Genomic DNA, 22,236 nt, shown 5'->3' on the forward strand with positions numbered 1-22,236 from the left:
AGGTACTGGGTTAGTGCATACTAGATAATGTCTCCAACCCAGGTATTGATCGTGACTCCAAACAAAGTTGAGAAGTAAGAATCTTCATAGTCAGTGTGTTTTGGTGTTGACGGCCAAAAATACGGCATTGCATCCAATTTTGAAGGTTTCTCTGATGGAAATAATTTCCCGGTCGTATTTACATGTTTAAAAACAGAAAAAGCTCTGTAATCAGAGATTACGAGAGCTTTTTCTGTTTTTATTAAGTGTCTTATCAGGGTTGAACTGTCCAGGTACCTATCATTTCTTTAATAAACCAGCTATTATCTAGGTTCTTTCTCAGCGTAATCTTATTTCCAACTACGTTACTCCGGATGTATTTACCATTTGCGCTAGCAAGAGGCACAATGTTGTCTGTTGCATTCGGAATGATATTAATATAATAGGGTGATCTTATTTCAATGGTTATTTCGGGGAAACCACCATTAACTTTCCCCAATGTTAAATTACGGTCTGCTGTGGAGCTTTGATTGGTATATAAATGTTTGTAATACGTGTAATCCATAATGCTGTTGCCTGTGCCAAAATCATGAATCAGGGCATCGTATTTGTCGGAAATTACTAATTCTGTATTTACAATCATGCTGCTGTTCACGAAGAAATTGCCAACTGCAACCGGATCAATAATGCTGCAATTAAGAATTTTGTTGATGCCATTCCAGTCTCTGTAACTAAAGGCCCTCCGAATGAGTTGCGGAGTTCTCATATCCAGAATTTTGGGATTTATTATATGGATGTTGCCAATATTAGAATCCCCAGCGTCAGCGGCTTCCCTGTGAATGTAGAAGGCAGCTCCGGCGGTTGGCGATGTACTGGCATTTGTATTGCAATTAATAACGGTAGGATTATTAACCATAACGGCACAAGCCCTAGATCCCCAGTTTCTTGAAACAAATCCACATAGCTTAGAGTTTTTCCAGGTCGGGTTTTCTATATTAATGGATCCGGGCAAAGGACCTTTAACTGACGTTACCAGGAAGCCGTAGATGCTTCCGTCATCCAGATGGTTCGAGACCACCACATCTACAACTCGGTCTGTCGATGCCAGGGTGCCAGGGCCTATCATTACTCCAGGGCCTACATTATTGCTGGTTCTGGGATTTTCGATTCGTATTCCTTCAAGTCGGTTGTCAGTACCATTGGGTTCCAAATTCATGCCCGCCTGGGGGCCTTCTCCATTGGTGTTGGATAGTACTACATTAATAATGTCAATATTTTTGCCGGTCGTGAGCGCTAGCCCTGTCCTTCTGTTGTTATCAGCACTGACATTAATGATTTTTATGTTTTCACTTACTTTGCGAACGCTTCCTGCGCCAATGTAAAACCCATCACCACCACTATTATTAGCAGCCATTCCCTCAATAACCGCATTGGAGACCCCTTCTAAGGAAAAAATATGTCTCCATTGGCCGGATGTATAATTTTCTCTATGGTCTTTAAAAATCACTCCATATCCTCTGATGATGATATTATCCACATCATACATATACATCAGTTTTTCACTGGTTCCCAATGTTCCCGTTCCTTCAACCACAGTGCCTTCTTCGAATGTTAATGTGCTGTTGCTTGGGATTCGTAAAGTTCTTATCCGGTAAGAAGCGGTGGCTCTCGGGAAAAAAATATTCCGATATTTCACATTGTTCAAGATCGGTTGTATGAGCGCTGTCTGATCCGTGACGCCGTCTGCGACTACTCCAAACCAATTAACGTTTATCGCTCCTTCGTATACACGCTCAAAGCGGCGGGCAGAAGACACGATCGTCATTGCACCATCATCAGCCGAGCTGGATGCAGCATTGTATCTGAACATCCCGTACTTGCCATTATCAGTTATAAATACCGCCCTGGCCGTATCTGCAAGCCCAGCTCTTAGTTGGCTTATGCTCATATAAGGGACATACCCAGGGGTTGGTAGTATCGAAATTCGCGCTGAACTGCCATTATCATTTACGTTTTCATGGTCGTCGGTCTTAAAAGACAGGGTTGATACCTGGACGTAGGTGCTTTGATTGTCGGCGCCTTTATGACTTCGAAGAAGTTGGAAAATACCGTCACCTTGATCTTTGGTGAACTTGCCCTTTACTGTGTATGCTATATATGGTTTTACCGACGATAACTCAGCACCCGTGAAGTCACTGAAATCGCCACCAGTTTGTTCAAATCCATCGGGTAAAATAAGTTTTAAACGAAAAGCATTGGCCCCTTCAAAGACAAAAGCCGTATTCGATGGAATATAGAGGTAGCTTGCCCTTATATCTATTTGAAATTCCTCATTAAGCGAAATTTGTGTAGCATTAGTACTAAGCGTAAACTTGATGGGGTCGATTTTGGGGCTACAATGGCCAGGAAAGGACAATGAATAAAAAAGCAAACAAAAGAGTGCCAGGTGATTTGATAGAGTCTTCACAAGTTTAAATATTAGTGTAAGTTATAGCCTATCTACACCTAAGGACATTTTATAAGACAATAATATTATAGAATTAATTCTATAATAAATATCTATAAAAACTGCCATAGTTGACGTAGAACTTCGTCAAAGGTATATGAAAAAATTATACAAAATACCAATAAAGTTATTTTTGCCTCTGTAAGTAGGGCACAGATGCCAAGAGCCTCGTTTAGGGAAATTGCGGGGCAGAGAGATAGGCGCACTTTCGTTTCGCATTCGCTACTGCGGCTGCTAATATTGAAAGTGGTCAAAAGAACCAGAGAGGAAGAATTACTATTAAGAAAGGGGTAATGTTGGATGGGCGATCATTTACCAGGCATAATGTTGCACAGGAAAGACTCTGTGCTGCTACATTAGCGTTTTTGCAAGGTGGACGCTACCTTATTAAAATCTTATTACTGGTATTTGCGCTATTGAGAATTTCTTGTATTTTTTTGTATTTTTCTTTATTCTTATTGGTATAGGTAACTCCCTGGTGAATAAGTTTAAGGTTAGATATTTTGTAAACCACACCACCCTTACGCTTTTCCTCCTGGCCGTGAAAAAAATAATAATTGTCCTTGATGTTTCTGATCAGAGTAGGATTGATTATTTCAAATGTCCCTGATAAATCCTTGGTATCATAAGGTTGCATGTCCCCACAGGCGACATCAAATGACGCTCCGTAGCATGCAGGGTCATCACTAAAATCCTTCCAATTATTTATTTTAATATCAATTTTGTTGACTCCGCAGGTATTCTTAACGAATATGTTGTAAAAGTTTGTCGTGGCAACGACTGGGCCCAGATTGTTTTTTGTTTCCAGATTGTAGAATCTGCAATTGATATATTTGCTTGTACAATCATTGGGTTCAAAGGATAAACCGGTTTGCGGTTTGACAATTTTTTCTTTTACTTTTTCCCCCGTTCCTTCAATGTAGATATTTCTGAAGACGCCGTTGTTTATTCCGGTAACCAACATGCCTACGCGTGTTGAATTTAGAATGACAGCTTTGTTAATGGTAATATTCTCACATTGTTTTCCCCATTGCGTTCTGACAGTCAGTCCGTCACCAGTGTTCTTTTTTATAGTTGCGTTGGATATGAGGACATTAGTGGGTGCATACATGGCAATCCCTGCTCCATAGGGAGACGTGACGTATCCAGGGTTGGCCTTACCGCCGGTTAGATTGATGCCATCGATGAATACATCACGCACGTTCCACGCAATGAACACCATGTAGCCATTCGTTTTCAAGTCAGCAGGACACACCAGCGAACTTCCTTTCGGGAAATATATGCGATTACCTGAACTTACTACTATGTGACTTTTGTAGCCGGGAAAAGAGTCGTCGATACCAACGGTTAATAGGTATGCAGGGAACTTTACGTATTTGTGTTCTTTCAAAAACTTGTTGATGTGTGGCGAGTAGTTGAATCCCTCAACGATTTTATTATTGTTGAGGCTCTTCAGGTAGGGTTCTATATTGACCCCGTATTTGATCGTACTATCGCGAAGCATTTTTTCTCTGTCGGCTCCCACGACATTTCCGTAGAAAAACAAGGATAGAACTAGGATCGGCAGAAAAAAGGGACGTCTAGTCATCATAGCATTAGTGGTTAAGCTCAAAATTGCGAAGACAACTGCTATGCCTTCTATCCAACTGAAACGTAGCTTTTGGTTTGTTTATTGAACAGTCATAGCGATGTTTCACAATTGCGGCAGGTCAAATGACATTATAATGACAGTTGGTATCATCTGATTTGGATGATTGATTGTCAGATGGAAGGGTTAAATCGTCCTGATACGAAGGCGGACAAGCATTATTAAATTTATACCTCCCTGGCTAGTGGATGTAGTTGCTTCAAAAGATTTTCTCGTTTCATATAATCATATTTCAAGCTTCGTATGTTTTCCAAAAAATGACTATACTCGTTTCCAATATTGCTATTTTTTACTATAGATATAATAAATTCATTCAATTCGATAGGGTTATCGAATGCGACTCCTATATCACCGACAATTGCAGCATAGTGATCAAAATAGTCGTTGTGAACGTACAAAAGCGGTACTTCTGCGTTAATGGCATCCCAAAACGCACCGCTAGCACAGAGCGAGTAGTTTGCATTATCATAATAGAATACCGCAAAATCCGATTCAGACATTAAAGGATTTAACTCAACACGAGTAAATTGAGCAAAATTCTTTTTGTAATCGACGGCATCATTTAAATAGGGCGTCATGTTCTTGTAGACCTGGCCTATGATATTAAATTTGCAAAGATGAAGAAGGTTTAATTGCTGTATTTTTAATGCTACATCGAAAATATATTGAGTGTTTTTTGATACAGTTGCTACACCGAAAGAGGAGAATACTATCTTGCTACTAACCTTTGATTTGGCTGGATTTGTAGTAAATGGGTATGGGTGATCGAGAATAATAGACGGCTGAGACAAAAATACTGGAAGAACCTTTACTAGATTCCGATATATACTTTCTCCGAGAATGATATACTTTACATCAGCTCTTTTTTTTGTGAGGGCTTTTTTCAAGAACCATCCCCAAATTTTATTGACGAAATGCTTGTTGAATTTAATAGATTCTAATTCTCCGTGCAGTACGAATGCGATGTCTGGCCCCGCAGACCCGAATTGTTTGAAAAGAAAGTGCGCAAATGGATGAATAAGCAGGACATATAGGGTACCAGGGTTATTTTCTTTACGAACTTTTTTAAGTATTTCTACTAAGTTTTTGTACTGAAAATAGGCTCTAACAAATTCTTTAATGCCTCCTCGCTTGTTGTATATGGTGATGTTCTCTAATTTCAGGCCAGCACCGTTCTTTTGTACAACAGCACCATGTGTCTCATCAGTGAAAAAAGTAGTTGAATTCTGACCAGTTGTGCTATTTAAAATATGAATAAATGCTGAGTTAAATTGTTCGTGCTGGGAACCAGTGGAAGAAACATCGGCTACATATATCATTATTATAAATATTAAAACGATTTACCTACTAAGCGCACTTTTGTACGGAATATTCACTCCGTCGTCATTTCTTATAATTGTTGAGAATTTCAAGATTGAAAATGCAACAATAATTACAACGATGAATATTTTATATATCCTTTTGGCTTGAAAATAGGCGAGAGGAATTATCAAAATTTGAAAAATATCATAAGGTCTGGCGAGTCTGCTAAATATTAAATTTATCGGAGAAAATATTGCATACAATATAATGCCAAAAACGTACAAATTAAAAAGGCCGTTGTAGTACTTGTTTTCACCTGTTTTATAATTAACGAACCATACACATATCGATAGAAACAGGAGCCGTCCTGAAAGGCCTTTCATAAGCGCAACATAAGGATTTTCGAATTGATCCATACCCATTTCAAGATAGTGCTCCGCTTTTCTTTCAGCCACAAGCGCTCCAAACGTTTGCATTAATGTGCCGGACAAAAATATGAATGCTATAACAACTGCCGAAATAATAAGAAATTTGGCGGTATTCCATTTAAAGAGATATATATAGTAAGCCGGAAAAAATATAACTGCCGAATTATGTATCAGGGCAGCAATAAATACTATAACTGCATATTTGTAAAATGATCTCTCCTTGATAAAGGTAATGGAGTAAAGTGTAAGTGCAATGGAAAGATCTTGCCTAACCCCAAAGCCACTGCCTACCAGACTGTAGGAAATTAATAGAAACAAAGTGAATAATGGGAAGGGGCTATGCTTGTATACTGTAGGGTAGGTAAAGCCAATAATGAAGATGGAGCAAAAAAACAAAAATGGTGTTTGATCCGAGCTGATAAACATCTTGAAGAATCTGACGATTATTTCGTATCCAATCTCCATGCCAGAACCTCCCCATTGCCTTCGTTCGATCGATGTGAAATAGGAGCGGTAGGACCCCCAGTCAGTACCGGTATTCCATCTCATTCCAGCAAAAATAATCATGGTAACCCCTAAAAAAGTCATAAGGGAAACTGTAATAACCTTTTTTCGATCTGAAATGAATAAATCAAACAGCCCGAAAATGAGAAAGAATGAATAAACTGCTAGATATGGAAACATTATGCCTTAAAGAAATTGAGTAGCGTATTGATGGTTTAGATTAATGATAGTTGCTGGTTAAATTTGGCGTATCGCATTACAGTTATATCGAAAGTGTCCGAGGCTTGCTAAAACGAAAAAAATCTCTGATTTTATCTTTTCCGCGGATGCCAATTGTCCGTATTATTGAATCCACTACTAGTAGCTTAATGGCGGAAATATACCACGAAATCGAGGGCGAGAACCTATACATATTGTTTTTAATTTGTGCCTTTCGCGTATCCTTGAGCAAATCTATCTTGCTAACAGTAGCACTTATACCTCCTCCGTCCATATTAGTTACTGTTACTGGAATAAAACAAGCATCATGGTCTTTTAAATGCCTTAGAAGGAAGTCATAGTCTCCCGCAATTCGGAAGGAGGTGTCAAAATACTGACCTGCAAATAGTGCCTTGGCGTGAAAAGTAGCCTGATGAGGTATACACGCCGCAACGTTCCGAAATCGGTACTTTAGATCATTCCATTCAGAACCATACGATGCGACGGATCCATTGGGATAAGTAAAATTTATTTTGCCATACGCGATTGACTTTTCGCAAGTAGTGAGGTAGGAAACGGCCTCTTCTATGCTCGTCGCACTGACTAAATGATCATCTGCATTTATAAAAAGTAACCAGTCTCCGTTGGAAGCCAGAACTCCTTTGTTCATTGCATCATATATGCCACTATCTGGCTCACTGATCCAGTAATTTATATTTTCGTGGTATTTTTGGATTTTCTCGACAGTACCGTCCGTTGACTTTCCATCAATTATAATGTACTCAATATTTTTATAGGTTTGAGAAATAATACTTTTTATGGCATGCTCAATAGACCGCTCCCCATTTCTTACAACGGTAATTATTGATATTGTTGGAAGTAGGTTCATAACAAAATATTAATTAACAAGCTACTACTATCTGCAATGTACTGAGTACTAAAAGCCTCGATTCATTTTATTGAATGTCAGTATTAACAACTCTTAAAATATTCTCGGAAAATTCAGTGACATTTTGAGTATAGTCAATAAATTCTTTTTTCGGATGCTTACTTACAGTTTCTTCAATTAGAGAAGCAAGTTGTTCAGCGGAATGAGGGTCAAAGAAACGACAGTTAGCGTTTATTTGCTCCCGATGAACTGGAATGTCACTTAGAATAATAAATTGATTCAAGGCCTTTGTATCCTCGACGACGGTACTCCACCCTTCAAATAAGGAGGGTTGAATGATAGCCAAGGAATGATGCATCAGACTTAATTGTTCGGCTCTATCAATAAATCCTAAAAATGTAACCCACTTTTGTATTTTGTTAAGCTCAATGAAATCTGCTAAACTCTGAAAAAACTCTTTATTTCTGTAGTCTTTTGGACTTCCTGTAAATACAATTTGAAAGCCCAGGTCCTGATTTTTCAATAAAACCAGCGCCTCCAAAATAATTTTATGATTTTTATGTTTCCAAAATTGATTCGGAGTCAGAAAGTAGGTTTGGCCGATGGCATATTTTTCTTTTAAACTTGTGATATCTAAGTGTTGGAATTTTGGAAGAATGCTGGCGAAGCGTAAGAGTTTGACGGTACAACTATTATTTGGGTAGAACTTATTAAAATCATTCATCGCATCCTGACTGCTGAATACTACTATTTGGGCGTTATCTGCTATCGATTGTTGATACCTCTTGCGATTTTTAATATCTGATTCTGTGAACATTTCCGGGAGATACCATTCCTGAAAGTCAGGTATCCAATTTACTGGCGTTCTTCCTAGAAATAGATCCTCATTGTAAGGATATACAAGTTCTGGTAACAGCTTGATAAATGCAGATTTTCCCGTAAGGAGTCTTTTCAATAAGTAATAAACCTTTTTGAACTTATTGGCACTGTGTATTTCATGGAATTTTATGTAAGGGTAATCGATATCAATAACCTCTTGCAATGGAGAAGCAAAGGAGTGAAAAAGCAAAATTTCAGGTTTCTTATCATCTGGCAGCAGTTTAAGGGCACGAATGATATTGAGTATGTAAATAACTCCCCCAGCCCAAGCCATATTGGATGAATAGAACAGTAATCCTAGCTGACGTCGTGTTAAATCTGATTTGCCCATAGAAAATACCTTTCCAAACCTTGGTTTATGCTTACTGTGGGAAAATACCCAAGTGTTTTTAATTGTGATATATCTGCTTTCCAATTTAGAGGATCTCCTTTTTTCTCAACATTGTTGAAATTCACTGCCTTCTCCGATTGAAAATGAGAGAGAAAAATAGCTACAACTGAGCTAATTTTAATCTCTTCCCCGTTAGCTACATTGATAGCTTCTCCGATGAACGGGGCATTGCTTATACAGCATTGAATGGCACGGACCACATCGTCCACGTGAATGAAATCCCTTGTTTCGTTACCAGTTCCGAACATTTCGATTGCGCCACTGTTTTTAGCCTTGCGATACAGATCCCAAAAAAGCTGCTTTTTCAGGCCGTTACCGTACGCAGAGAAAATTCTTAGCGAGCATGTTGGGATATTGTAAAAACTGGAATAAGTTTGGCAAACTTGCTCGGCTTGCATTTTATGAATTCCGTACGGCGAAATAGGGTTCAATGGTAGCTTTTCGTGAACAGGAAGTTCCGTTGGATTACCGTAGACCGCTGCGCTTGAAAGGTTTATGAATTTGCAACCAGGCTGATTCGTTCTGATCGCATCAAGCATTTTCACAACGTTGTACGTGTTCAATGTGAAATCGCGGAACGGATTTTTGATGGAATCAGGTACACTTGCGGCGCCCGAGCAATTGATACAAACGTCAAAAGGATTGTTCTGGAAGATATTCTGATAGTCTGAATTAGTAGCGTCAATGAGAAAATAGTTAACTTTTTCATAGTCCACCATGACGTCACATTCGAAGACCTCCGTATCGGGTAGTGAGCTAAAATAGTCAGCGACATGTGCTCCGATAAATCCTTTTGAACCAATTATTAGTACTTTCATGCCTTTCAAATGAAGGAAATTAAACGCTTACAACTGAATGTTTTCTAATACAATAACCTGTGCTATCAATAAATAGCTCTTTTCTAAGGTTAAATATCTTCCAGCGAGTTTGTTCGGGTATTATGGATTTTCTTTCCACGCAGCAATTTCAGCCGCTCGGAGCCATTGATGAACGTCAGCGTGCCATCTTCTGCCCTCGATTCTCTAAACCTGGACTCGACGTAGCCCTCCTGAGGGGACAACACTTTCAAGCCTTTAATCCAGTCCTTTCTAACAAAGTATGCATTATTTCCATTTGAATTACATCCAACAAAGTGGAATCCTTTTTCTTCTGCCAAATCGCAAATTGATAACAGCGACGTGCCGTAATATAAATTGGAGTAATGTTCTTGGGTCCTTACAAATGATGGATTATACGGAACGGTCCAGGGCATGTCATAGCCGAAAATACTGTTATATTCAACTATGACAATTATCGGATTTGCTACCGTTACGGCGTTCCAAATCCAGTAATCGTTGCCGTCTATATCAATATGTAAAATCCCAATTTCTCCTGAAAAACCGTTGTCATTTAATAGTGAGTTAATATTTTCTGCGGTTACGAACACATCAATAGCCTTGATGTCAAACTTCCAATATAGCTCACTGGCTCGAAGAGATGTCATGTTTTTATTTGACCCATCCATTATCAGGCCCCGCCAGTTCTGGGTAATTAACAGAAACTTTGTATTGCATTCCGTATAGTTTTCAACTCCAAACTCTACAAATCTTTTGTCCTTAATGTCTAAATAGCCAACCAGAAAATTGATGATGCCATCATCACCCCATTGTGAGAATATTTTGAATTCGCTTTTCTTTATATCATCTAAAATCAGCGGTACATTATGGGACAAGTTATGATTACTTAAAATTAACCCTTGTGAAATCTTAATTGTCTCAAGGTCTGAGCTAAGAGACCTTTTAAAGCTTAGAAGAAGTGATTCTATTTTTTTTCGTATTAGATTTACCATAGTATTGTGAATAGAGTTGTCTTAATTTAACATAAATTTTAAATGGCGAAAATTCAGATGGAATTTCCTACCGGGTGGGGGATATCAGACTTTATTAAACGTAAAGCGAAGAGGTGGCAGATAACTAATGCGGGTAAGGTTAGGATACCGGATACCAGCGGAACGGTGCCTAACCCCGTATTATGCTTGAAACCAAGCTGTATTAAGGGGTAAACTAACGCAGTACTGATCACTGCAAGAATGACCTGAGGCATGACCTTCTCAAATGCATTCAGGAACACGGCGCCGGCGTAAGCAACAGATTGAACCGATACCAAGAATGAAAAGGGAAGACAATCCTTTGCCCTCACGACAATTTTATTGTTTGTCCAGAATGAAATGAGAAATGGGGCAGCAAATACGATTAAAAAAGATCCAAGTGAAACTACTACTGATATAGCTAGTAACTTTTTATACGTTACCCTTAGTTTCTCAAAATTCCCAGTGGCTTTCTGAAAAACAATTTCAGACCAGAATACTGAGATGATCATATTGAAAAAGGTCATATATAGGGTATAAATTTTATTTATCGTGTCGTAGTGAGCGGTATCATTGGGTGTCAGGTTTGAATACACGTAATAATTGCCCATAGAGAATAGTAAAAGTGAGCTAATTTGTAAAATGAAAAATTTAAGACCTGTTACTAAGGTCTTATCAATTATCGGTAATGCTAGTAAGCTCTTAAAGTTTGGAATAGTAATTTGTGATTTTGTAAATGCAAGATATACAGCAACGGCATTCACAATTGAATTGACAACACTATACCCAATCGCGATATTGAATAAATTGCTTTTCTTGCTTAATGTAATAACACAGATTACGAATGCCGCCCATAGCAATGCTCTAAACAAATTTATTAGAGCAGTTAAATGCACATATCGCAAACCTTGTAGAATCTGGTTACTAATGCTAAAAGGGAAGTATACGATATAGGGTAGGTAAATAATTAGTGACAACAACTTATATTTACTGAGAATCGGATTAGTATTCAGGACGTAAATGAAAAATGCTATAATGAAAAAAGTGATGATAAGATAATATTGGAATGTATTCTTAAAATAACCATTCAATTTAATTTTGTCATGATCGGCTAAATATTCGGTTACCCGATTACGGAAACCATATCCTATTCCAAAATCAGATGAGAGAATCCAACTAACTAGTGAAATTAAGGTTACCCATAATCCGTAATTATCCCTGCTTAGGTACTGAATGAGTAGTGGTACCATTATAAAACTGACGATCGATGTCGTAATTTGACTGATGAATGAGATCGACAATGATTTTCCAGCCCTTCCTACACTTTTAATGCGGTTTTTAATAAGCATGATACTATCCTTAATTGAGTTTTGATAGTAGCAAAAAACGGATATCTGAAATGAAGGAGAAATTTGAATGAATTCCAAATATCGTTGTTTTGCCTTTTTAAAGAGCTCAGACCTCCGACAAGATTTCTCGCGATTACCTCGTTGGTATTTTTTCTGATTTCGTAATTGCTATAATTTGTTTTTTTTAATTCTGCTGCTACCTTTGATTGCCAGTAAAATACCTCATACATCCATTCCTTTGTTGCGATGGTTTGTTCTGTTGAGCTTTTTTCCCAAATTCGGTAGCCAACTGTTACTTCAGGCACAAATACTGACTTGCAATTAAGCAATGCAAGTTGAATAAAGTCACTATCCGAGGCGGTGACCTTAAATGTTTCGTCGAACTTACCAATCCTATTGTATAAATCCTTTTTAAAGAATACTCCAATAATCCTCGCATCTACACCATACTTGAAAATCTCGTAACCCTCTGGTGAATCCAGAACTCTCAGCGTATCTATTTTCCAGGAATTTATTTCTTTTCCTTGTTCATCTATATTTTTGTGCCCAAAGATGATCATTTCGGCGTCTGGATATTTCTCTTGATATGAATTGAATTCACTGAATGCATTTTCAAAAAAAATATCGTCGTCGCAGGCTAAACAAATCCATTCAGTGTCCAGATTGCTTGCAGCGTTATTCCAGTTCTCTAGTGGAGCAATAACATGATCGGTGCCAATGAATTTACGATTTTTGAACTCCTCTTTAAATTCAATAGAGCAGCCATTTCCGTTATCGCTGATTACCACTTCGACATTGTCGGGAATTGTATTTAGTAATATCCTAAGATAATTTTCTCTATTGTAGGTAGGTATTGCAACTCCAATTCTTGATTTTGCACACATTGAATTACAAATTTATACTTATGTATTTTGCTATTACTTCTTGAATATATGAGTAATGTGTCTCATTTAATCCGGGCCAGACACCCAGCCAGAAAGAGTTTGTCATAATTATATCGGTATTTGTTAAATCGCCCACAACTCTATGTTCTATCCCTTTGTAGGCTGGTTGACGTAGCAGGTTACCTGCAAACAATAGACGCGTTCCGATTTTATTTTCTTCCAGGTATTGAGTCAAATTACTCCTGTCGATATTACTGCTTTCTCTAATCGTTATCATGAAGCCGAACCAACTTGGATTGCTGTGTGGGGTGGCTTCATGCAAAATTAAATGCTCTTCAAAGGGTTTGAGGGCTGCATAAAGTAGCTTATGGTTTTCTCTTCGTCGGGCTACAAATGTATCGGCTTTCTGTAGTTGACTCAATCCGATTGCAGCCTGCATATCGGTAACCTTCAAATTAAAACCAATGTGCGAATAGGTATATTTATGATCGTACCCAAAAGGCAGATCACCAAGTTGCCATTCGAAGCGCTTACGGCAGGTGTTATCTTTACCGGTTTCGCAGTAACAATCTCTACCCCAATCGCGAAAGCTTTCTACTATCATTTTAAGTTTAGGATTATTGATAAGTATTGCACCTCCTTCACCCATCGTAATGTGGTGAGCAGGATAAAATGAAACCGTCGCCAAATCACCGAAAGTGCCCGTTTTTCGGTCTCTGTATGTTGCTCCCAAAGAATCGCAATCGTCTTCAATTACCCATAAATTGTATTTCTTTGCTATTTCCATCACAGTATCCAGGTTAAAAGGATTGCCAAGGCTGTGAGCAATCATTATCGCCTTGGTTTTGCTTGTGACAGCTTGCTCAATCAATTCTGACTTGATGTTGTAAGTTGGGATATCTACATCAATAAAAACGGGAATAGCTCCGTACTGAATTAGGGGATTAACTGTGGTAGGAAAACCTGCCGCAACAGTGATTACCTCATCTCCCGGTTTAATCTGGCGTTTACCTAATTTGGGAGAAGTTAGTGCGTAGAATGCACAAAGATTTGCTGAGGATCCCGAGTTTACCAAAACAGAAAATTTGGATCCAAAATATTTCGCAAACTGAAATTCGAATTTTTTACCGAACCGACCGGTGGTAAGCCACCCATCCATCATCGAGTCGATACCCAATAACAAGTCGTTTTCATCTATTATTTTACCAGTAACAGGAATGTAGTCTCTGCCGGCAATTATTTCTCTGGTGGTATTTTTCCTTAGAGTGGGAAGTAATTTTTCAATTAAACTACTGTCAATATTATTGAATTGTGATTGTTCCATTTAGATGACTTTAAAAAGAATTACTACTTCACTATAATTTTCTAGTTTTAGGTACTCTCCATTGCAATTGGTTGTGCAAACGGTTCCATTTCAGTTAAGGGTTTTCCAAAAGCAATTTTGGGATATGCGTTGGCGTATGAATCCACTATTACTTGTAAAAGTTTCGGTTTAAGCTCCTGATCATCTGTTAGAAACCACTCTATCGCAGTTGCAATCTCGTCGTCCCGGGAAATTGTCAGAGATTCGATTCCATAGGCCGTTGCTACTTTTGCAAAGTCGGGAGCGGAATAACCCCAGAATGTAGACTGATAACGTGAATTAAAATAACTGTCTTGGAATTGACGGATCATTCCTAGGTTATTGTTATTTATTACAATCATTTTGACTTGCAAATTATTTCTGAAAATAGTCTGCAATTCTTGTATGTTAAGTTGGAAACCTCCGTCACCTGCGATAACCACAACAGGCTTATTCGATGCAAAACAGGCCCCAATTGCTGCTGGTAAAGCAAAACCCATGGCCCCCATCCCTCCGGATGTTAAGAAACGTTGTCCTTCGACTAGCTCCAATGATTGAGCTGCCCACATCTGGTGGTTACCAACATCGGCAATCCATGCAGAAATACTTTCTGCATTTGCAGACAGCTTGTGCATGAAGATGTTCGGATTAATTCCCTTGACGGATGGAAGCTCATTAATGTCTGGCCAGCTAATTTTTAAAGTGTTGATTCTTGCCTTCCAACCTGAACATTCAATAGTGATATTGGTTGTGCGGATAAAGTTGAGTGATTCTTGAAGAAAATGGATTAGATCATCATTGATAATGTAGCAATTATCTATCCGATTGTTTAATTCCCCGATTTCGCAATCGACATGAATTATTGTTTTTGACTTGAAAAAATTAGTATCGGCACCGGTCTGACGGATATCCAAACGGCTACCTAAAACTAGGATAAGATCTGATTCACCAACAGCCAAGTTGGCCCATCTGTTTCCATAGGATCCTAAAAACCCCACATTATGTTCATCGGTTCTGGGCAATACATCAATCCCTAACAGCGAGGTGATCACTGGCAATTGGGTCTTTTCTATGAATTCCGTGAACAATGGCCCTGCTCCTGACGATCTTATTCCACCTCCTGCGAGAATTACAGGTTTGGTGGCCGCCATGATGCGATCGAATATTTCCTGATGGTTCGTTTTTACGGAGGGAGCCGTGAATTCCTTTTCAATGTAAAGTATTTGATCAACATCAATTTCGGCTCTCTGAATATTCATTGGAATATCGATAAGAACAGGACCTGGACGGCCACTAATAGACACTAGAAATGCCTCCTCAAATACTTGTTTGATTTGAGAAGCGTCCGTGATACGGTATACGGCTTTTGTAATTGGCTCTGCCATTGAGGCAATATCCGTTTCCTGGAAACCTAATTGCCTTATACTACGATCTCCTTTTTGTTCATGAAGATTTACTTGTCCAGTAATAAAAACAGCGGGGGAAGAATCAAAATAGCAGCTTCCAATACCCGTTAACAGATTTGTTGCTCCCGGGCCCGAGGTCGCTAATGCAACACCAGGTCTCCCCGTTACACGACCATAAGCATCAGCCGCAAAAGATGCCGCTTGTTCATGGTGCATACTTACAATTTTAATCTCATTGTATGCTGCAATAGAGTCAAGCATGTGCGTGATCATTCCACCTGCCATTTCAAAAACGACATTGATTCCTTGTTTATGAATAAATGCCGCGATATAGTCTGATACTTTCATTGATTTTCTCTGTTAGGCAAACTCGAATAATATGCAATAGTATCTTTAAGTGCTGAATTGATATTAGCAGCGGGACGTTCGCCGAAGGTCTTATCATAAAGATCACTATTACCTTCTATATGCATAGATTGGTTGGGCCGATAAGGAACTGCACCAAATGAAATCGTTGACTTGGAGTTTATAATCTCATTTATATCATCAACAATAGATTTTAAGGATCTGGAATGGTTAGAGGACAGATTGTAAACCCCGGAATGATTCCCATCCTTATTGACGATGGCTAAAACCATTTTTGCCAGATCTTTAACATAAAGATAATCATACAACTGTTCACATCCTGTTAGCTTACACTCTTCATCCATTAACAGATTGGTAATTATCATTGGAATGAACCAGTTTGTATTCTCTTTTGGACCAAAAACGGAATAAATCCTTAGCCAATACCAATGAATTCCGCTTTTAGCACAGGAAATCTCCAAGGATTTCTGAGCTGCTAGCTTCGCAACACCATAGGCATTGAAAGGGGCTGGCTGAGTGGCTTCACTAATTCTACCTTCAATAGATCCATATTCTGCCTGTGAACCAAAGGCGATAAACTTTTTAATAGATACTGTTTTTCCTATATCAATTAAATCAAAAAGTAATTGTAAGTTGAAGAATTGTTTTTCAAAATCCTCTCTCTCTGTGGGACTAATGCCATTCCACGCAAGATGAATGATAGTATCAGGTTTAAACTTGATAACCTGTTCCTTCCAATCTTCATTAGCTAGCCAATGGATTGAATCTCTAAAATCATCACATCTCCACAGATTTGAACTGTTTCTTTTCAGGGCCATTACCTTAAATCCCTGAGCTAAAAGATGTTCTGTAATATGTGAACCAATAAATCCCGCCGCTCCGGTGATGAATACTCTGTTATTAGGCATACATAAATTCCATTATTTGGCTTTTAGTATATGACTCCATTGACCTGTTACTTTCATATTCACTATACCAGCTGAGTGTCTTTGTAATAGCTGTGGCGGCGTCGTATCTGGGCTTCCAATCCAATACATTTACAGTTTTACTAATATCTAATTTGAGCAGACCGGCTTCATGTGGCTGTCCAGGTAAATCAGGTTTCTCATAATTGCCGCCGCCCCATACCTGTAAAGCTATTTTAACCAAACTTTCCACAGTCAGATTATCTTCAGGCAATGGACCAAAGTTCCAGCTGTCGGAAAATGTTACCGGGTCATCTATCATTTTAGTTCCAAGATGCAGGTAACCACCCAGCGGTTCCAGAACATGCTGCCACGGTCGAATAGCATTTGGGTTACGCACAGAAACCGGGTTTCCGCTACTTAAAGCTCGAATTATGTCAGGAATGATTCGATCTTTCGCCCAGTCTCCTCCGCCTATTACATTGCCTGCACGAGCACTTGCAACAGCCTTTTGGTGTTTGTCATGATCGGACGGATTGAAAAAGGAATTTCTGTAAGAACTGATGACCATTTCGGCACATGCCTTACTGGCGCTGTATGGATCATAGCCGCCAAGCCGGTCGTTTTCACGATACGGATAGTGCCATTCCTTATTTTCGTAAACTTTATCCGTAGTAATTAGAATGACTTTACAGGACTTTTTAAGCAGACGGGCGGCATCGAGTAGGTGAGCTGTACCGATTGCATTTACCGCGAATGTCTCGGCCGGGATGTCATAGGAAAGGCGAACCAGGGGTTGTGCGGCTAAATGAAATATGAAATCTGGCTCAAATGCCCGTACTTCTTCTATGATCCGATCCCTGTCCCGAACATCAGCTATAACGGAGTCGCACAACTCATCACCTTTAATAGAATGAAAAAGGTCAAATTCATTTTCAGGAGCTAATGAGTAACCTTTTACCTCAGCACCTAATAGATGGAGCCAGTAAAGTAGCCAAGAGCCCTTGAATCCGGTGTGCCCTGTGATAAAAATCCGTTTATTTTTATAGTAATGTGCTAAGTGTTGGTAGTTCATAGTTCTATTTTACCAGTTTTTCCAAGGAGCATTTCCCGCTTCCCACAAACTCTCAAGTTCTTGCTTGTCCCGCAGCGTGTCCATTGGTTTCCAAAAACCACTATGTTTGTAAGCAATCATTTGTCCGTCTGCCGCGATATTTTCCAAGGGTTCTCTTTCAAAAATAGTACTATCTTCTGAAATGTAATCCAAAACCTCCGGCTGACAGACAAAAAAGCCGCCGTTTATCCAAGCGCCGTCTCCCTTTGGTTTTTCCATGAATGATAAAACACTATTACTCTCGGAAATGTTAAGGGCGCCAAAGCGGCCGGATGGTTGTACGGCTGTTACTGTCAGGAGTTTATTGCGTTGGCGGTGAAAGTCTACCAATTCACTAATATCAACACTGCCTACGCCATCGCCATAAGTTAGCAGGAATGGCTCGTTGTTGAGATATTTCTGCACTCTTTTCACCCTGCCACCAGTCATTGTTCCAAACCCAGTGTCAACCAAAGTTACTTTCCAGTGCTCTGCCTGCGAGTTATGAATTTCCATTTTGTTTTCCTTCATGTCAAACGTAACATCCGACTGATGAAGAAAATAATTGGCGAAGTATTCTTTGATTACATAGCCTTTGTAGCCAAGGCATATCACAAATTCATTGAAGCCATGTGACGCATACATTTTCATGATGTGCCATAGAATGGGACTGCCGCCAATTTCAACCATTGGTTTTGGCCGTAGTACCGTTTCTTCAGACAGGCGTGTACCCAAGCCTCCTGCGAGTAGGACAACTTTCATTTAATAAAATTTAATAGTGTGACTTTTGTTTTCAGCCATCTTTTGCATGAAGAGAAATAGCATTCTATCCTCTCGTGCGAAAGTTAGGCACAAAAGATTTATTATAGTTTCAAATGGTATTTTTCTTTAAAGAAGATAATGTACAATAGAGCCATAAATCCACCAGCTACCGCGAAAATAATGGCAATAATAGGGCGTTTTGGGCTGCTCTTGTAAGTGGGTACCTTTGCCGGCTCTAATATTTTGAAGACAGGCTTCTCTTCTTTTACCTTAATTTTCGCTTGTTCCAATTTAACGACAAGGTCGGAATAAACAGACTGTGCCAATGTGTAATCGGCCTGTAAACGTTGTTCTTCTATACGGGCAACATTGAGATACGAGCTACGATTTCTATCGCGATAACTCTGAAGTGCATATTCGGCCTTGTTTTGTCTGCTTTTTGATTCTGTCACTCTCTCTTGTAAAAATGTAACCTGATCTGAGGTTTTGGAAGTGCGGTATTCTTCAACGTAACTGATCAAATATTTTTTACTTGCCTCTACCAGAATGGCAGCCACCACCGGATCAGACATTTCACAGTCTATTGTGATAATGCCGTTTTTATTATCAACGTTTATGCCGACGAGACCAATAGCGGCGGATATCTTTCCTTGTTCTTCGCTGCTTAAAGTTAAAATATCCGGAGAAGATATTGGAGCACTTTTTGTACTTGATTTAGCTTTACCGCTTTTGAATATTGATAAGATACTTGAAATGATACTTACCTCATTGGTGCGCCCCAAATATTCTTCGAGGCGAGCGTATTTTTTGCCGGATTCATCAGTAACGGGTTGTTTCAATAAGTACTGTCCAAAGGGAGTACTCTTAAGAATGTTAGGATAGAGATCGGGGACTAGCTTTTCTGCGCCTCCTTTTTCCGATCCCACAGCCATACTGAAGATGGAATTGCTATTGGACATACTGTATTCCGGTAGCAAAACAGTTTGGGCAGTGAACATTCTTGTAAGCAAAAAACTATATAAAACACCGATGATCGCAAAGCTCACGCCAGCCAGCACCAATAATAAAAAATACTTTTTGAGAAAATTAATTAAGTCCCTTATACTGATTTCCAGGGTCTCGTTTTTTTTTGTATTCTGTTGATCAAGCATACTTATAAGAAACGGATTAGCGTGATCGCCAAAGTTGAAAATAAAGATATTAGGGCTAGTCTTTCGCCACGTGACATTGGTTGCTCGTTTTTAGGTTCTTTTATTGGAATAGTTATGACTGAACCTGGCTCAACTTGTGGATATGACCGAAAGAAAAGAAATCTGGTGGTACGGTGAGTACGGCCGTTTGGATAGGAAACAAATGCCCTGCTTTTTCGCGCCATCTCGGTAAATCCGCCTGCCTGGGATATATATTCTCTGAAATCAAAGTTTTTGTCAAAGTTCATCACAGATGGGTTATACACACCACCCTGAATTCTTATCATTTCTGATTTCTTAGGGACGTAAAGTGTGTCACCATCAGCTAAAAGCAGATTCGCAGGTATATTCGGCTTGTTAATTATTGTTGCTAAATCAAGCGCTACCAATTCACTATTTCGATAAAATCGTGCACCTTGAATGTACGCCTCCTTTTTCAATCCGCCTGCCTTAGGAAACAAGTCTGAAATCCGTTCGAAGTTGTTAACTATGGTGTAGGTGCCAGGATATGTGACTTCACCAGCAATTGTTACCGTTTTTTGAGCCTCATATCTTGGGGATTTACGCACAAGAACAATATCGTAGGGAGAAAGTGTGAACTTCTGGTCGTCCTCGTTCAATATTAGATTGTCACTGACATTGAGCGTGAAAATGCGGACATTTTGACTATCAGGCAGCCCGGTCGTATCATTTTTAACCCTGCGCGATACTTCAATGCGATAAGGAACCCCGCCCTCTGTGTAGCCTCCCGCCTGGAAAATAAGGTCAGCAATGGTAATGTCTTTATAGTAGTAATAAGCACCAGGGTTGATCACGGCGCCATCGATTGACAGGTAGGTGAATTCTTTCAGATCCTCAACCGATTTAATGGTCAGGATATCGCCCGGTAGCAATACAATGTCGGGGATCTCATTATTTATCAATTTTCTCAGGTCAATCGCTACCAAACCTGTTTGCGTATCACCGCTGGATCTTTCCAGTAGGGCACGGTTCAAAAATGCTCTCTGGCCAATCCCTTGGGCAATGTTGATGAGTTCTTTTACTGTTTTCGTGCGTTCATCAAGCGGATATAGCCCTGGCCGTGTCACTGCACCCCGAATTTCAACTTGGTTAGCAACTACTTCCAGAATTCTTTTGACCGTAAAAATATCCCCATTTTTAGGAGTAAAAGTGCCGACTTGGGTGGAATCAACGCTACCGATGATGAAGTTGTTGCCGGTATTCCGCTGATATTGAATCAATTCTGTGTACGCTTCTGGCGTAAATCCGCCTGCATACTTCAAAATATCTTTGAGCGTCTCCCCGGGTTTCGATTCGAATATGCCGGTTTTCTTTAACTCACCTTCCACTTCAACCCTCGTGTCGTAAGGCCTGATCAAAATAATGTCCTGATCTTGTAGAGAAATATTGTCATGCAGATCACCATCGACCAGGAAGCGGTACAAATCAATCTTGCGGATAATTTTGTTGTTTCTAATTACTTCAATGTTACGATAGGAACCATTACGACCTGGCCCTCCGGATACATAAAGTGCATTGAAAGCTGTTGAAAGTGAGGATACCGTATAACTACCAGGGCTTATTGCCTCACCGATAACCATTACCCTGATACTTCTGACATTGCCAAGTGTAATGGTCGAATATGTTCCCGATCCAGGCCTGTTGAGCGTGGAGTAAGCTTGCCGTAATCTGTTAATAATACGTTCGCTCGCTTGTTCAATAGTCAGACCGTTGACATACACAGGTGCAAGATTCAGCATCTTAACGGTTCCTTCCGGACTGATCTTCATCCGAAAGTTATCCACGGCATTTCCATAAATGTCTACAACCAGTTCATCATCAGGACCCAATACATAATTTTTTGGCGTGGGGATTCTTAGGTTTGGTTCAAAAGTCACTGTTGATCTTCCAAAAAATGAAGATCCGAAAGTTCTGTCCAGCCTTCCCTGACGCGCTCTGCCTAATGTCGTGGAATCTCTTTCGTTGTTGGTTTCGTCATCAAGTTCATCCTTATCGTCTTGTTCACGTGTGTCGTCAACCTTATCCCGGTTAGGATCTTTTTGAGTGTTGTCTTTGGAAGACTGTTGCAAACGGCGTCGTACAGCAGAAATATCATCCAGTGTGTAACCTCTTTGGAGCGCGGCCCGCTCAATGTCCATGTCGGACATACCCGCACCCTTCGCCTGATTATAAAATTCTACGGCTTGTGTGTTAGAAATCTGGGATGGATTTACTTGAGGTTGCGTAGTGGGCTGGGTTGGAGCCGTTTGCGGGGCTGTGTTTTGTGCGAAAACCGGAAGACTCACAATCATTAAAAGTATGGGGAAAATACTCTTAATGTATTTCTTTGAAAAGGAATGATAATGCAT

Annotated in this window: 17 protein-coding genes; all 17 read right to left on the reverse strand. The window is 39.5% G+C overall.

Going from position 1 to position 22,236, the window contains the following annotated elements; genetic code table 11:
* Positions 1 to 253: 253 nt before the first annotated feature.
* The 17 genes from ABIO93_RS28595 to ABIO93_RS28675 all read right to left on the reverse strand — a co-directional run bounded on the left by ABIO93_RS28595 (position 254) and on the right by ABIO93_RS28675 (position 22,236).
* Positions 254 to 2,446: a hypothetical protein gene (locus tag ABIO93_RS28595; RefSeq protein ID WP_348073436.1), complete on the reverse strand. Its 2,193-nt coding sequence runs from the start codon at positions 2,444 to 2,446 to the stop codon at positions 254 to 256.
* Positions 2,447 to 2,864: 418 nt separating this feature from the next.
* Positions 2,865 to 4,076 (reverse strand): right-handed parallel beta-helix repeat-containing protein, encoded by a 1,212-nt coding sequence (locus ABIO93_RS28600; RefSeq protein ID WP_348073437.1) that lies wholly within the window; start codon positions 4,074 to 4,076, stop codon positions 2,865 to 2,867.
* 224 nt (positions 4,077 to 4,300) lie between these two features.
* Complete coding sequence (locus ABIO93_RS28605; RefSeq protein ID WP_348073438.1) at positions 4,301 to 5,452, reverse strand: hypothetical protein; 1,152 nt, start codon at positions 5,450 to 5,452, stop codon at positions 4,301 to 4,303.
* A gap of 21 nt (positions 5,453 to 5,473) precedes the next feature.
* Positions 5,474 to 6,451: an EpsG family protein gene (locus ABIO93_RS28610; protein WP_348073439.1), complete on the reverse strand. Its 978-nt coding sequence runs from the start codon at positions 6,449 to 6,451 to the stop codon at positions 5,474 to 5,476.
* Positions 6,452 to 6,629: 178 nt separating this feature from the next.
* Positions 6,630 to 7,454: a glycosyltransferase family 2 protein gene (locus tag ABIO93_RS28615; RefSeq protein WP_348073440.1), complete on the reverse strand. Its 825-nt coding sequence runs from the start codon at positions 7,452 to 7,454 to the stop codon at positions 6,630 to 6,632.
* Positions 7,455 to 7,521: 67 nt separating this feature from the next.
* Positions 7,522 to 8,664, reverse strand: a complete 1,143-nt coding sequence (locus tag ABIO93_RS28620) for a glycosyltransferase (RefSeq protein ID WP_348073441.1) — start codon at positions 8,662 to 8,664, stop codon at positions 7,522 to 7,524.
* Positions 8,646 to 9,542 carry an SDR family oxidoreductase gene (locus tag ABIO93_RS28625; protein WP_348073442.1) on the reverse strand — a complete coding sequence of 299 codons (897 nt, stop codon included), beginning with the start codon at positions 9,540 to 9,542 and terminating at the stop codon, positions 8,646 to 8,648. Before ABIO93_RS28625 ends, ABIO93_RS28620 begins: the two co-directional genes overlap by 19 nt.
* Positions 9,543 to 9,631: 89 nt before the next feature.
* Entirely contained in the window at positions 9,632 to 10,207 is a 576-nt protein-coding gene (locus ABIO93_RS28630; RefSeq protein ID WP_348073443.1) for a hypothetical protein, read from the reverse strand.
* Between the two features lie 398 nt (positions 10,208 to 10,605).
* Positions 10,606 to 11,919, reverse strand: coding sequence for an oligosaccharide flippase family protein (locus tag ABIO93_RS28635; protein WP_348073444.1), 1,314 nt, complete (start codon positions 11,917 to 11,919; stop codon positions 10,606 to 10,608).
* Positions 11,889 to 12,803, reverse strand: coding sequence for a glycosyltransferase (locus ABIO93_RS28640; RefSeq protein ID WP_348073445.1), 915 nt, complete (start codon positions 12,801 to 12,803; stop codon positions 11,889 to 11,891). The genes ABIO93_RS28635 and ABIO93_RS28640 overlap by 31 nt, the downstream gene beginning before the upstream one ends.
* Before the next feature lie 4 nt (positions 12,804 to 12,807).
* Positions 12,808 to 14,127, reverse strand: a complete 1,320-nt coding sequence (gene rfbH, locus ABIO93_RS28645) for a lipopolysaccharide biosynthesis protein RfbH (protein ID WP_348073446.1) — start codon at positions 14,125 to 14,127, stop codon at positions 12,808 to 12,810.
* Positions 14,128 to 14,174: 47 nt separating this feature from the next.
* A complete protein-coding gene (locus ABIO93_RS28650) occupies positions 14,175 to 15,899 on the reverse strand; it encodes a thiamine pyrophosphate-binding protein (protein WP_348073447.1) in 1,725 nt (574 codons plus the stop codon).
* Positions 15,896 to 16,825: an NAD-dependent epimerase/dehydratase gene (locus ABIO93_RS28655; protein ID WP_348073448.1), complete on the reverse strand. Its 930-nt coding sequence runs from the start codon at positions 16,823 to 16,825 to the stop codon at positions 15,896 to 15,898. Before ABIO93_RS28655 ends, ABIO93_RS28650 begins: the two co-directional genes overlap by 4 nt.
* A complete protein-coding gene (gene rfbG, locus ABIO93_RS28660; RefSeq protein WP_348073449.1) occupies positions 16,818 to 17,897 on the reverse strand; it encodes a CDP-glucose 4,6-dehydratase in 1,080 nt (359 codons plus the stop codon). The genes ABIO93_RS28655 and rfbG overlap by 8 nt, the downstream gene beginning before the upstream one ends.
* Positions 17,898 to 17,906: 9 nt before the next feature.
* Positions 17,907 to 18,677 carry a glucose-1-phosphate cytidylyltransferase gene (gene rfbF, locus ABIO93_RS28665; RefSeq protein ID WP_348073450.1) on the reverse strand — a complete coding sequence of 257 codons (771 nt, stop codon included), beginning with the start codon at positions 18,675 to 18,677 and terminating at the stop codon, positions 17,907 to 17,909.
* A 101-nt stretch (positions 18,678 to 18,778) separates the two neighbouring features.
* On the reverse strand, positions 18,779 to 19,828 hold the full coding sequence (locus ABIO93_RS28670) for a Wzz/FepE/Etk N-terminal domain-containing protein (protein WP_348073451.1): 1,050 nt from the start codon (positions 19,826 to 19,828) through the stop codon (positions 18,779 to 18,781).
* A 2-nt stretch (positions 19,829 to 19,830) separates the two neighbouring features.
* On the reverse strand, positions 19,831 to 22,236 hold the full coding sequence (locus ABIO93_RS28675; protein WP_348073452.1) for an SLBB domain-containing protein: 2,406 nt from the start codon (positions 22,234 to 22,236) through the stop codon (positions 19,831 to 19,833).

This window comes from Dyadobacter sp. (assembly GCF_039919315.1).
Lineage (GTDB): Bacteria > Bacteroidota > Bacteroidia > Cytophagales > Spirosomataceae > Dyadobacter.